We start from the raw sequence: 12,676 nt of genomic DNA, 5'->3' as shown, positions 1-12,676 counted from the left end.
GGCGGCGGGCGCTCAAACGCCCGCCGCTGATCCGCTTCCGGAAGACAGCGGTGACACGACCGGCAAAGGTCGTGGTCCACGAACGCCTTCACTTCCCCGAGAAGCTCCGGACAGGCGAGCCGTTCTGGAAACCGCAGGTCAGCGAGATTGCTCCCGCCCGCAGGCCAACAACGCTCACCCGGGCCAATTAGGCAGCCGGGGCCGTCAGCCCTCCAGGGCGAGGCGGGCGCCGAGGGCCAGGAGGACACCGCCCGAGACCTGCTCCAGGCGGCGGTGCACGCGGGGGCGGGTGAGGAGGCGCTTCAGGCGGCCGACGCCCCACACGTACGTGGCGTAGTAGCCGACCTCGAAGACCGCCCAGAGCGCCGCCAGGCCCACCATCGCGGGGAGTTGGGGAGCGCCGGACGGCACGAACTGCGGCAGGAACGACATCGCGAAGAGGGCGGCCTTCGGGTTGGCCAGGTTCATCAGGAGGCCCGCGCGGTACGCGCGACGCCCCGCACGCGACTCGGCCGCCGCGCCGCTCCCGCCCCCGTCCCCGCCCGTGCTCGCGTCCGCGTACGGGGCGGGGCCCGTACCGTCGCCGCGCCGGGCCGCCCGTATCGCCTGCACGCCGAAGACGATCAGCACCCCGGCACCCACGAAGCGCAGCACGTCGTACGCCGCCTCGGACGCCGCCAGCAGCGCCGACAGGCCGAAAGCCGCGACGAGGCCCCACACGAAGACGCCGGTCTCGTTGCCGAGGACGGTGAGCATGCCGGTACGGCGGCCGCGCAGGGAGTTGCGGATGATCAGGACGGTGCTCGGGCCGGGCGACAGGGCGATGAGCAGGCAGGCGCCGAGGAACGGCAGCAGGGAGTCGTACATGCGCGCCATCCTGGGTGCGGGCCCCGGCGCCGTGCCAGCGATTTCAGGGTGACGCGGGGCACGGGGCGCGCGGCGTGTCCACCGGTACGAGGCGGACCCGGTCGGCGGGCAGCTTCAGCGGCCCGTCGGTGGCGGTGTCCCACAGGACGACGTCGCCGCCCGCGACGCCGAACGAGACGTAGGGCCGCTGCGGGCGCAACACGCCGCCCTGTCCCGGCAGTTCGCGTACGGGGACGACCGGCTGGACGCACGTCCACTCCGGCGTGACGCCGAAGTACGGGGGTGGCTGGGTGCGTTGCTCGGCCGCCGCGATCGTGTCGCGGGCGGCGCGGTCGGCGGATTCCAGGACGATGCCGACCACGGCGGCCGAACAACCGACGAGCGCGACGACGGCAACGCCCAGCCATGCACGTTCGTTACGCAGGTAGTGGAAGTGCTTGGCGAAGCCGTAGACAGCAGGCACCAACAGGACCGGGTCCACCGCTCGGAACAGCGCAAGCGCGGCGACGAATCGCCAGAAGCTCGTCACATCCAGAGCCTCAGGCGAAAGCGACAAGCTCTCCGCGTACAGAGCATGATTCACCGAGCCAGCAGTGAGCAACGCGGACACGATGAAGGTGGCGAGCACGGGGACGACGACGGCAAACCAGTCGCCCCATGTCCACTGCCGCACCAGTAGCCACAGACCGAGGCCGATGAACGCATGAGCCAGAGCGCCGAACGTCTGTCCGCGATCCAACCCAGGGCTGTCCCCGGCGCCCACTGTCCAGACGAGGACGAACGCGGCGAGACCGGTGACGAAGGAGACTGCCAGCCATGTGGGCAGGACGTCCCACAGCCTCACACCGACCATGACGGCGCCGCCGAAAGCCACAACCGCGAGGCCCGTTGCCAGCGTCCACACCACCGCACCGCTGTCCCTGGCTACGAGCGCAGCCAGCGCCATCACCAACAGCCAGAGGGCCAGGCCCGCGAGCCGTCGCCGGACGTCGTCCTCCCAGAGCAATCGCCTCTGGCTATGGTCAATCCCTTCCTCCGAGAGCACATCCACACATTCGTGCCTCGGTGAGTTCGCGTGCGGCATCCGAGCAAGCCGACGCGCCTCCGATGGCGTGCCGCTGACGAGCACGCCGACGTGAAAGCGACGCAGACGCTCCAGCCGCCGCGCCCGGAGCCGGGCCAGCCGGTACGCCCACACCTCCGCGCGCGCGGCGGGGCGCGGGGGCGGCGCGGGCCGGTGGGCGGTGGTGTGGGCGTGCCAGACCGGGAGCAACTCGCGGTCGGCGTGCAGGAGTTCGGCGCGGCGTACGTACATCTCCAGGCTGGCGGTACGCGCCAGGCGCTGCACCCGCCAGGCGGCGCCGCGTTCGGCGCGGCGGACGGCGCCGTAGAGGCCGATCTCCACGGACAGCAGCCACGCGCCCGGTTCGGGCGTCAGCACCCCGGCGGTGGCACCCGTGCCCCGCTCGTACGCGTCCACGACCCGCCAACCGCGCGCCTCGCAGGCCGACTTGGCGTCGTCCCTGCCGCGTTCTCCGCCGCGCACCTCGACGAGTGCCAGCACCCGCCGGTCGAACCGCCTCCGCAGCACCCGTCCTCCCCCGTGTCGGCGTGCGGTCACCTTAGACCGGCAGCGGGGCAACGGCGGGCGGTGTTCGCGGCATTGACGGCCGGATCGGCCTGTACGACTCTCGCTGAAATCGATTTCCCGAGCGGAGGGAATCCGCTCGCACCGCAGAGGAGCCCCCCACATGCCGTACGTCGGTCGCGCCAACACCCCTGCCCCGCAGCCGACTTCACCCGCCGCAACGTCCGTCGCCCCCGGCGTGAGCCGCGCGACGCTGCTCCGGGCCGCCGCGGGCGCCGTGGCCACCGGTGGGCTGCTCGCGGCGAGCGGGGCCGCGACGGCCCGCGCCGTGGGACGTACGGAAGTGCCGGTGCGCAGACCCCGCGCGCAGGCGCCGGGGGCGCCGGGCACCCGGGCACTGGAGGTGCGGAAGGTCGCGGACCTCACCGGTCCGGGCCTCACCACCCGCTTCCGGATGGAGGCCACGGACCTCGGCATCCCGGCCCGTACGCCCGACGGGCGCACCCTCTACGTCTTCGGTGACACCTTCGAGAACGCGGTGGTGGGCGGCGGTTGGTGGCGTTCGCCGGTCGCGCTCTGGTCGACGACCACCGACCTGAACGCGGGCGTCACCTGGTCCGGCGCGGTGGGCGGTGAGGCGGCGCAGCAGCTGTGGCCGTACGAGCACGACAACCCGGAGTTCTCCACGGTGCTGCCGTCGGACGTGATCACCATCGGCGGCAGCATGTTCCTGCACGTGATGGTCAACAAGGGCCTCGGCAACGTCGTGTGGACCGAGATCTGGCGCTCGGACGACTCGGGCGCCACCTGGACGCACACCGGCGCGAAGTTCGCCGCCGACCGCGACGGCGGCCTGTTCCAGTGCCTGAGCTGGGGGTTGGGGAACGACGGCTGGGTGTACGTGTACTCGACGTCGTTCACCCGCAGCAGGCCGGTGATCCTCAACCGGGTACGCGCCGATCGCGTCACCGACCCGGCCGCGTACGAGCCGTGGGGACACCGGGACGGCACCTGGGCCTGGGGCAACCCGGCGACGCCCGTACTGGAGGGCGCCTTCGGCGAGTTGTGTCTGCGGCCACTGGGCGGCAAGTGGGTGCTGACGTGGTTCAACGCGGGTGACTACCGCATCGACGGCATCATCATGGACACCCCGACCTCCGACCTGTACGCCGCCTACCGCCGCACCCTGGTCTGGGGCGGCGCCTGGGGTGAGGAGGACGACGCGCACGTCGCGCAGCTCTACGGCGGCTACATCATCCCGGGTTCGACGCTGGACGACCTGCACCTGTCGGTGAGCCAGTGGAACACGGACGCGAACTGGCCGTACCGCGTGATGCAGCACCGCGTACGAGGCTTCGGCAGCTGACGCCGTACGGGTCCGGGGCGCCGCGCCATCCGCCCGCGCGCCCCGGCGGACGCGACCGCGCCGCCCCGCGCCATCCGGCGGCCCCAGTCGGCGGGGGCCAACCCCAGGGCCCAGGGCGCGGGGCGGGGCGGGGCGGGGCGGCTCAGTCCTCGGTGGGGACGAGGCGGAGCGAGACGGAGTTGATGCAGTACCGCTGGTCCGTCGGCGTCGGGTAGCCCTCGCCCTCGAAGACGTGCCCCAGGTGGGAGCCGCAGGTCGCGCAGCGGACCTCGGTGCGGACCATGCCCATGGAGCGGTCGCTGATCAGCTCGACGGCCGCGCTGTCGGCGGGGTCGTAGAAGGACGGCCACCCGCAGTGCGACGCGAACTTCGTGTCGGAGCGGAAGAGTTCGGCACCGCAGGCGCGGCAGCCGTACACACCCGTCGTCTTCGTGTCCGTGTACTCACCGGTGAACGCCCGTTCCGTACCGGCCTCGCGCAGCACCCGGTACTCCTCGGGCGTCAGCTCCGCGCGCCACTGCTCGTCCGGCTTGTCGACGTCGTACGCCATGGCCGTGCTCCGTTCGCTCCGCAGGTCGTTCATGAGGTCGTCGGGTCGTCGTCGGTACGCGGGTGCCCGCGTACGTGACGCACGCGGGCGCCGGTCCCCCGGTGTCCGCCGGTCCCCGCCCGCCCGCCGTCAGTCCGCGAGCCGGTCGAGGATCAGCGGGCCGAGTTCGGTGACGTCGCCCGCGCCCATGGTGAGAACGAGATCACCGGGCTTCGTCATTCCCGCGACCAGCTCCGGCGCCGCCTCCCGGCTCGGCGCCCGGTGCGTGTCGGCGCCCGCGGCCCGCGCCGCGTCGATGATGACGTCGCTGGTGACGCCGGGGATCGGGTCCTCGCGCGCCGGGTAGATGTCCAGCACCACCGAGGCGTCGGCCAGCGCCAGCGCGGCCCCCATCTCCGCGCCCAGCTCCTGCGTACGGCTGAAGAGGTGCGGCTGGAAGAGGACCAGCACCCGGCCCCCGGTCGCGGCGCCGCGTACGGCCTCCAGGTCGGCGACCATCTCGGTGGGGTGGTGCGCGTACGAGTCGATGACCTGCGCGCCGTTCGCCTCGCCCTTGAGCTGGAGGCGGCGGTTCACGCCCGTGTACGAGCGGAGCGCGGCGGCCAGCTCCGGCGCGGGCACACCCAGGGCGACACCCGCGGTGAGGGCGGCGACGGCGTTGAGCGCGTAGTGGCGGCCGGGCACGGACACCGCGAACGTCAGCCGCTCGCCGTCGAGCACGACGGTGACCTCGCTGGTCAGGCCGTGCGGCACGATCTCCAGGACGCGTACGTCGGCGTCCTCGGCCTCGCCGTACGTACGGACGCGGAGCCCGTCCCGTCCCCGTACGCGCGCGGTCAGTTCCCGGGCGCCCTGCTGGTCGGCGGAGACGACGAGGGTGCCGCCGGGGCGCACCCGGTCCACGAAGGTGGCGAAGGAGTCGTGGATCTCGTCCATGGACGCGTAGTTGGCGTGGTGGTCCAACTCCACGTTGAGGATGATCGCGACCTCGGGCGCGTACTTGTGGAAACTGCGGTCGCTCTCGTCCGCCTCCGCGACGAAGATCTCGCCGCCGCCGTGGTCGGCGTTGGAGCCGGGGACGTCGAGGTCGCCGCCGATCGCGTACGACGGGGCCAGCCCGAGGGTGCGCAGGCTGACGGCGAGCATCGAGGTGGTGGTGGTCTTGCCGTGCGTACCGGCGACGGCGAGCGGGCGCAGGCCCTCCATCAGGGCGGCGAGCGCGTCGGAACGGTGCACGACGGGCACGTTCCGCTCCTTCGCCGCCGCCAGCTCCGGGTTGTCGGCGCGGATGGCGCTGGACACGACGACGCAGCTGGCGTCGTCGGCGAGATGCCCGGCGGCGTGGCCGAGGTGGACGGTGGCGCCCAGCGCGCGCAGCGCGGCGACGCTCTCCGACTCGCGGGCGTCGCTCCCGGCGACGCGGGCGCCGCGCTGGGTGAGGATCTTCGCGATGCCGGACATCCCGGCGCCGCCGATGCCGATGAAGTGCGGACGTTCCATGGCGGGCGGCGGCTCGGCGTTCACGGCGGTCATCGCGGGGGCTCCCAGGTCGTACGGATGCGCGGGCGCGGGCCGTACGGGGCCGCGCGCGGGAACCAGCCTATGCGGTGCGGGGCCACGCCGTGGCGGTGCGTCGCGGGGGCGGCGGGCGCGGGCGCGGGGACGTACGCGCGGCAGGACGTACGCGCGGGCGGCGCCCCGGGCCGGGGGCGCCGCGCGCGTCGAGGCGTGGGCGTTCGCGGGCGCTCAGACCTTCGCGGTCGGCCCCCGCGGCTCGTCCGGGTCCGCCGAGTCGTCACGGCCCCCGGCCCCGGCCGCCGCGGCGACCTGCCCCTCACCGCGCGCACCGGTCCCGGCTTCGTCGCCCGCCGCCGCGGCGGCCCGAGACGCGGCCTCGGCGCGCAGGTGCTCCCGTACGGAGTGGGTGACGGCGACGGCCCAGAGGGCGTAGACCGCGAGGTACACGGTCCAGACGACGAACTCGCTCGCGTCCACCCAGTCGCTGCGCAGCAGGGTGCGGGAGTTGGTGAGGATGATCACGCCGCCGACGGCGGAGCCGAGCACGCGCGGCGGGATGTGCCGGACGAGCCACGCGGCGATCGGCGCGGCGATCACGCCGCCGATCAGCAGCGCGGCGACCCAGGTGGCGTCGATGCCCTCGGAGCCGAGCCCGGCGAGGAAGCCGAGGCTGGCGGCGACGGAGACGAGGAACTCGCTGGTGTCGATCGACCCGATCACCTTGCGCGGTTCCATCCGCCCGCTGGCCAGCAGCGCCGGGGTGCCCACCGGGCCCCAGCCACCACCGCCGGTCGCGTCGACGAACCCGGCGAAGAGGCCGAGGGGCGACAGGAAACGCTTGCGCAGCGGCTTGTCCAGGTTGGTGGTGGGGAGCCCGGCGAGCGTGAAGCGCGTGAGGACGTAGATGCCGAGGCTGAGCAGGATGAGCGCCATCACGGGCTCGGCGGTCTCGGTGGAGAGGTTCGACAGGAACGAGGCACCGGCGAAGGCGCCGACCGCGCCCGGTACGCCGATGCGCCCGACGACCTTCCAGTCGACGTTCCCGAACCTCCAGTGCGACGCCCCGGACGCGAGCGTCGTACCTATCTCCGCCAGGTGCACGGTCGCGGAGGCGGCGGCCGGATTGGTGCCGACGGCCAGCAGCAGGCTCGTCGAGGTGACGCCGTACGCCATGCCCAGGCTGCCGTCCACCAGCTGGGCACCGAGCCCGGCCAGTGCCAGCACGATCAGTGTCCGCATGCCCGCCCTCGCGATTCCCTAGCATTCCTAGTGATTAACCAGGAATAGCGTGCCCGCGCCGCCCCGGGGTGGCAAGCGGCGTTCAGCATGCGGTCAAACATGTGGGACAACGCGTCCGGGATACGAGACGTCGCAGGTCAGGGCCGTACTCCACACGTAACGGCAGGGATACGGCAGCGCTACGGCAGGACTGCGCCCGGATGAAGCCGGACCCGGCGGCCCGTACGACGGCTCCCACGGCGGGGCTCCGAGCGCCCCGCGGCCGGTGTCAGGGGTTGGTCCAGGCGGCCGGGTTGTCGGCCAGCGACAGCACCCGCGGCGGCAGCGACGCCGCCGCCACGTCGGCCAGCGTGACCTCGCCGAGGATGGCGCGGACGTTGGCGCGTACGGCGACCCAGAGCGGCAGCAGCGACTCCGCGGGCCCGGTGTAGCTCAGCTCCGGCGGACGGGCGCCCCGTACGGACACCAGCGGGCCCTCGACCTCGCGGATCACGTCGGCGATGGTGATGGTGTTCGCGGGCGCCGCCAGGCGGTAACCGCCCTTGCCACCGCGCTGGCTGACGACGAGACCACCGCGCCGCATGTCGTTGAGGATGCCTTCCAGGAACTTGTGCGGGATGCCCTGGGCCAGCGCGATGGCCTCGGCCTTGACGGGGTGGCTGTCGCCCGCGGCAGCCAGTTCCAGCGCGGCACGTACCGCGTAGTCCGCTTTCGCCGAGATCCGCATAGGGACATTATCCGGCACGGCGGGCGTGTTGGTGCCCGTCCCCCTGACCCGGCGGGCGCGGGAGGCGTACGTACGGCACGCGGGCCGGTGCCGACCCGCGTGCCGTACGGCCCGTACGGGCTCAGTCGTCGTCGGAGTGCGCGAACAGCTTCAGCACCGGCACGCCCACCCGGTGCCGGGCGCGCGAGGCCCAGTCCCGGTGGAAGAACTCCTCGACGAGGTGAGGCGCCGTCAGCACGATCACCTCGTCCGCGCGGGTGTCCGCGACGACGGAGGTCAGCACGTCGAGCGGGTGCTTCTCGATGATCTGCCCGTCCGCCCCGGCGCCGGTCTCCCGGAGGGCCTTCAGCGAGTGCTCCAGCGCGAGCCGCGCGGGCCGGACCGCCTCGTCGCCCTCCGGCTCGTCGCCCTCGTGCACCGCGTCCTCCAGTTCGCCGAGGGCGACGTCGTCGAGGGCGCGCAGCAGCCGGTCCTGATCGCCGCGCGGCTGCATGAGGACGACGAAGGAGACCGGCTCGTCCCCGTGCAGGGTGGTGACGAGCTCCACATCGGCGGACACCAGCGGCTTCTCGATCATCAACACGGACGTGAACACGGAGGTGCCCTTCTCTTCCACGAGGCCAGCGGACCCCTACAGAAACCATTCTTCCCCGTGGTCACACGGGTCTGCTTGCCTCAGTCTGCCCGATCGAGGTTAAGCGGAAGACGTTATTCCGCTGATTCGGGCGCGCTCGTCGTCCCCGGACCCGGGCCCTCCGGCGTCCCGCGACCCCCTTCCGGGCCCGCCCGGAGGTAACGGGTGAACAGGAAGCCCTCCTCCTCCAGCACCGACTCCAGTACGTACTCCGCGGGCACCGCCACCTCCGGCCCCTCCATCACCCGGGGCGCGCCGCCCAGCGCCACGCGGGGCGATACCGCGAGGCACAGCTCGTCGAGTACCCCGGCCGCGGCGAACTGCCCCAGCAGCCGCGGCCCGCCCTCCGTCAGCTGCCTCGTCAGCCCCCGCTCCGCCAACACCCCGACCACCCGCGCCGGGTCGACGTCCTCGCCCTCGCCCGCCACCAGCACCTCGACGCCCGCCGCGCGCGCCGCCGCCACCCGGTCCGCCGGGGCGGCGGCACCGGTCAGTACGAGCGTCGGCACGGCGGGCTCCGTGAACAGCGGCCGCCCGAAGTCGAGTCGGAGGCTCCCGCTCACCACCGCGATCGCCGGTGCCGGTCCCTGCCCGGCCGCCGCACGCCGGGCCGCGAACGCCGGACGGCTGCGCGCCGGGCGGTAACCCTCGTGCCGTACGGTCCCGGCGCCCACGACCACCACGTCCGCCAGCGCGCGCAGCACACCGAAGACCCGCATGTCGGCGGCGGACGAGAGGGGCTTCGAGCGGCCGCCGTGGTGGGCGGCGCCGTCGAGGGAGCCGACCATGTTCGCGCGCAGCCAGCGCCGGGGCGCCGCCGGGTAGGCGTACGCGTCCGCGAGCGCGTCGAGGCTCCACCCGCCGCCCGCGTCGTCCGCGCCGCCGCCCCCGTCGGCACCGCCGCCGTCGTGAAGTCGCTGGTCGGCGGGGCGGGCGGCGGGGGACGGGGAGGGGAACAGGCGTCGCATGACCGGCAGTGTGGCATGCCGTACCGACACCGCACCGCCTTGTTGACGCGCCGTAGCATGAGGCGCGTGCCCACGCCCGCCTCCCCGACCTCCGGTCCCCCGTCCACCGCGCCACTCTCCCTCTGCGCCCGCCACCCCCGGGTGCCCGCCGAGCGGCTCGTCGCCGCGATGGTGCCGCCGCCGCGCTTCGACTCGGTCCGCTTCGCGACGTACGTCCCGGACCCCGGGCGGCCCAGCCAGCGCGAGGCCGTCGAGGTGCTGAGCGCCTTCGCCGCCGGGCTCGGTACGGGCGGCGGCACGGGCGCCGGGAGCGGTTCCGGCAGCGGGTTGCGGCGCTGGCTGCGGCGGGACGGCGGGGGCGCCCGACGGGCGGCCGGTACGGGCGGCGGACCGCGCGGCGTGTACCTCGACGGCGGCTACGGCGTCGGCAAGACCCACCTCCTCGCCTCCCTCTGGCACGCCGCGCCCGCACCGGCGGAGCGGAAGGCGTTCGGCACGTTCGTGGAGCTGACGCACCTCGTCGGGGCGCTCGGCTTCCAGCAGGCGGTGACCACGCTGAGCGGCCACGCGCTGCTGTGCATCGACGAGTTCGAGCTGGACGACCCGGGCGACACCGTCCTGGTGTCGTCGCTCCTCGGCAGGCTCGTGGAGGCGGGTGTGGCGCTGGCGGCGACGTCCAACACGCTGCCCGGCAGGCTCGGTGAGGGCCGTTTCGCCTCCGCCGACTTCCTGCGCGAGATCCAGGGCCTCTCGGCGCACTTCCGCTCGCTGCGCATCGACGGCGAGGACTACCGCCACCGCGGCCTGCCGGAGGCACCGGCCCCGGCGGACACCGCGCGCGTGGTCCGCGCCGCGCACGCCGTGCCGGGCGCCGCCCTCGACGACTTCCCCGCGCTCCTCGCCCATCTGGCGACGGTCCACCCCAGCCGCTACGGCGCCCTGGTGGACGGGCTGTCCGCCGTGTGCCTCACGGACGTACGGCCGGTGCCCGACCAGGCGACGGCGCTGCGGCTGGTGGTGCTGGCGGACCGGCTGTACGACCGGGAGGTGCCCGTACTGGCGAGCGGCGTCCCGTTCGACGCGCTGTTCGGCGAGGAGATGCTGACCGGCGGCTACCGCAAGAAGTACTTCCGGGCCGTGTCCCGGCTCACCGCGCTCGCCCGCGACGGCGAGCGGCTCGGCGCGGACTGAGGGCTTTTCGGCGGTCGCCGACACCGCCGCGCGGGGCAGGGCCGGTCAGGGGGTACGCCGCGACGCGCGGAGACGCACCTGGCCCGCCTGGTGTTCGACCGCTCCCGTACGTGGTACACACACGTGATCCGAACGTCCTGTCCGCCAACAGGGAGTGTCCATGAGCACAACACGACGTGAAGTTCTCGCGAAATCAGGTGTCTTGGGAGCGGGCATCGCGTTCGCGGGGAGCATCCCGGAGGTCTTCGCCGGTACGGCGCAGGCCCAGGGAACGGGCGGGGGTGACGGCTACGGCCCCCTCGTCGAGGACCCGGACGGCGTGCTGGACCTGCCCAAGGGGTTCCGGTACAAGGTGCTGTCCCGCGAGGGCGACGACCTCCGCTCCGGCGAGGGCAAGGTGCCCAGCAACCACGACGGCATGGCCGCCTTCTCCGGTGGCCACGGCCACGGCGGGGGGCACCGGCACGAGGAGCACGCCCGCGCGCGCGGCCGTGGCCAGGGCCACGACTCGGTGTGGCTGGTGCGCAACCACGAGAACCGTATGGACGCGAAGATCGGCGTCCCCACCGTGGACGGGCTGACGTACGACCCGGAGGGCAAGGGCGGCTGCACCGTCCTGGAGCTGGACGGGGACAACGACGTACGCCAGGAGCGCGTCGGCATCGCGGGAACCTCCACCAACTGCGCGGGCGGCCACACCCTCTGGAACACCTGGCTGACGTGCGAGGAGACGGAGTTCAAGGCCGGGGAGGAGGGCTACACCAAGGACCACGGCTTCATCTTCGAGGTCCCGTTCGGGGACCGGCACCGCACGGTGCCGGAGCCGCTCACCGCCATGGGCCGCTTCCAGCACGAGGCGATCGCCATCGACCCGGGCACCGGCGTGGTGTACGAGACGGAGGACGCGTTCGAGTCGCCCTTCGGCCTCTTCTACCGCTTCCTGCCGAAGCGCCCCCGAGGCGGCTTCGACTCGCTGCGCGCGGGCGGCAGGCTGGAGGCCATGCGCGTGCCGGGCGTCGCGGACCTGTCGGTGGTGCAGGAGACCGGCCGTACGTTCCACGGCATCGAGTGGGTCGAGGTCCCGGACCCGCTGGCGCGCGAAACGCCCATCCGGCACCAGGACTTCGGCCGCAAGGGCATGACGCACGCCCAGAAGCTGGAGGGCTGCTACTGGGGCGGCCGGTGCGTCTACTTCGTCTCCAGCTTCGCCAAGAGCGACGAGGGTTCCGCCGCCGACCACTACGGCCAGATCTGGCGCTACGACCCGGAGGGCAACCACCTCACCCTGGTCGTCGTCTTCGGCCCCGACACCGACCTCCAGCTGCCGGGCGAGGAGCCGGACAACATCTGTCTGGCGCCCAGCGGCGGCCTGATGGTGTGCGAGGACGGCGAGGGGGCGCAGCACGTGTTCGGGCTGACGCGGCGCGGCAAGGTCTACCCGATGGCGCGCGGCAGGCAGGACATCGGCACGCCGGAGGAACCGGCGTGGGGTGAGTTCGCGGGCGTCACCTTCTCCCCGGACTGCCGGACGATGTACGTGAACTGCTACACGCCGGGCACCACGTTCGCGGTGACGGGCCCCTGGCGCCACTGACCCGCAGCCGTACGGACACGTCCGCGGGCCCCCGTCCGCTTGGGTTCTAACGGTCCTCGCAACACCTGCGATCTGTGGGAGTTGCGAGGACCGTGGCTGTTGGGCGTGATGATCTTGCAGGGTTGAGGGAGCGTTTCCTTGCGCGGCTGGATGTCGTGGGGAATGTGACCGTGGTGGCGCGTGAGCTGGGGGTGAACCGGAACACGGCTTTCGGTTGGGCTCGGAAGGCCGGACGGATTTCGGTGCGTCTGCCGCGCCGGCATCCCGGGCGTGACGAGTACGAGCGGCTTCGGGCCGCTGGTGTCGCACGGCGGGTGGCGGCCCGGCAGGTTGGTGTGAACGAGCGCACGGCCAAGGACTGGGACTGGGGCGTCAAGAAGACCAGTTCTTCGCGCACTTATGCCGACGGGCGCCGTGTCGACTACGCCACCGGG

At 73.2% G+C, this 12,676-nt stretch carries 11 protein-coding genes; 3 read left to right on the top strand and 8 right to left on the bottom strand.

Annotated elements, in window-relative coordinates; all coding sequences use genetic code 11:
* Positions 1-204: 204 nt before the first annotated feature.
* Together D7M15_RS24220 and D7M15_RS24215 are read right to left on the bottom strand one after the other, a co-directional pair.
* Positions 205-867, bottom strand: a complete 663-nt coding sequence (locus D7M15_RS24220) for a LysE family translocator (protein ID WP_121519442.1) — start codon at positions 865-867, stop codon at positions 205-207.
* 43 nt (positions 868-910) lie between these two features.
* On the bottom strand, positions 911-2,431 hold the full coding sequence (locus tag D7M15_RS24215) for an NnrS multi-domain protein (RefSeq protein WP_127201789.1): 1,521 nt from the start codon (positions 2,429-2,431) through the stop codon (positions 911-913).
* Positions 2,432-2,618: 187 nt separating this feature from the next.
* Between D7M15_RS24215 and D7M15_RS24210 the strand changes: the two genes are divergently transcribed.
* On the top strand, positions 2,619-3,821 hold the full coding sequence (locus tag D7M15_RS24210) for a DUF4185 domain-containing protein (protein WP_240649450.1): 1,203 nt from the start codon (positions 2,619-2,621) through the stop codon (positions 3,819-3,821).
* A gap of 142 nt (positions 3,822-3,963) precedes the next feature.
* Here the strand turns inward: D7M15_RS24210 and msrB are convergent, their stop codons facing one another.
* From msrB to D7M15_RS24180, 6 genes are all read right to left on the bottom strand, one after another.
* Positions 3,964-4,371, bottom strand: coding sequence for a peptide-methionine (R)-S-oxide reductase MsrB (msrB, locus tag D7M15_RS24205; protein WP_121521306.1), 408 nt, complete (start codon positions 4,369-4,371; stop codon positions 3,964-3,966).
* A gap of 129 nt (positions 4,372-4,500) precedes the next feature.
* The gene (gene murC / locus D7M15_RS24200; protein ID WP_240649449.1) at positions 4,501-5,904 is read right to left on the bottom strand and encodes a UDP-N-acetylmuramate--L-alanine ligase; all 1,404 of its coding nucleotides are present in this window, start codon (positions 5,902-5,904) and stop codon (positions 4,501-4,503) included.
* 213 nt (positions 5,905-6,117) lie between these two features.
* Complete coding sequence (locus D7M15_RS24195) at positions 6,118-7,128, bottom strand: sulfite exporter TauE/SafE family protein (protein WP_121519439.1); 1,011 nt, start codon at positions 7,126-7,128, stop codon at positions 6,118-6,120.
* A 268-nt stretch (positions 7,129-7,396) separates the two neighbouring features.
* The gene (locus D7M15_RS24190; protein WP_121519438.1) at positions 7,397-7,855 is read right to left on the bottom strand and encodes an Rrf2 family transcriptional regulator; all 459 of its coding nucleotides are present in this window, start codon (positions 7,853-7,855) and stop codon (positions 7,397-7,399) included.
* A 121-nt stretch (positions 7,856-7,976) separates the two neighbouring features.
* Entirely contained in the window at positions 7,977-8,450 is a 474-nt protein-coding gene (locus D7M15_RS24185) for an indole-3-glycerol phosphate synthase (protein WP_121521302.1), read from the bottom strand.
* A gap of 113 nt (positions 8,451-8,563) precedes the next feature.
* The gene (locus D7M15_RS24180) at positions 8,564-9,457 is read right to left on the bottom strand and encodes a pyrimidine reductase family protein (protein WP_121519437.1); all 894 of its coding nucleotides are present in this window, start codon (positions 9,455-9,457) and stop codon (positions 8,564-8,566) included.
* Positions 9,458-9,523: 66 nt separating this feature from the next.
* Here D7M15_RS24180 and zapE point away from each other — a divergent pair, with 66 nt between their 5' ends.
* The gene (gene zapE, locus D7M15_RS24175; RefSeq protein WP_240649448.1) at positions 9,524-10,648 is read left to right on the top strand and encodes a cell division protein ZapE; all 1,125 of its coding nucleotides are present in this window, start codon (positions 9,524-9,526) and stop codon (positions 10,646-10,648) included.
* Positions 10,649-10,808: 160 nt separating this feature from the next.
* Positions 10,809-12,242, top strand: coding sequence for an alkaline phosphatase PhoX (locus D7M15_RS24170; RefSeq protein ID WP_121519435.1), 1,434 nt, complete (start codon positions 10,809-10,811; stop codon positions 12,240-12,242).
* Positions 12,243-12,676: the final 434 nt, after the last annotated feature.

The organism is Streptomyces sp. Z26 (assembly GCF_003665095.1).
GTDB classification, from domain to species: domain Bacteria; phylum Actinomycetota; class Actinomycetes; order Streptomycetales; family Streptomycetaceae; genus Streptomyces; species Streptomyces phytohabitans.
The sequence above is the reverse complement of the archived record's forward strand: the minus strand, read 5'-3'. Positions and strand labels throughout refer to the sequence as shown.

Excerpts from the sequence above, each read along its gene's own strand:
- msrB (WP_121521306.1), bottom strand. The coding sequence starts at position 4,371 with ATGGCGTACGACGTCGACAAGCCGGACGAGCAGTGGCGCGCGGAGCTG.
- D7M15_RS24210 (WP_240649450.1), top strand. The coding sequence starts at position 2,619 with ATGCCGTACGTCGGTCGCGCCAACACCCCTGCCCCGCAGCCGACTTCA.
- D7M15_RS24190 (WP_121519438.1), bottom strand. The coding sequence starts at position 7,855 with ATGCGGATCTCGGCGAAAGCGGACTACGCGGTACGTGCCGCGCTGGAA.
- murC (WP_240649449.1), bottom strand. The coding sequence starts at position 5,904 with ATGACCGCCGTGAACGCCGAGCCGCCGCCCGCCATGGAACGTCCGCAC.
- D7M15_RS24220 (WP_121519442.1), bottom strand. The coding sequence starts at position 867 with ATGTACGACTCCCTGCTGCCGTTCCTCGGCGCCTGCCTGCTCATCGCC.
- D7M15_RS24195 (WP_121519439.1), bottom strand. The coding sequence starts at position 7,128 with ATGCGGACACTGATCGTGCTGGCACTGGCCGGGCTCGGTGCCCAGCTG.
- D7M15_RS24180 (WP_121519437.1), bottom strand. The coding sequence starts at position 9,457 with ATGCGACGCCTGTTCCCCTCCCCGTCCCCCGCCGCCCGCCCCGCCGAC.
- D7M15_RS24170 (WP_121519435.1), top strand. The coding sequence starts at position 10,809 with ATGAGCACAACACGACGTGAAGTTCTCGCGAAATCAGGTGTCTTGGGA.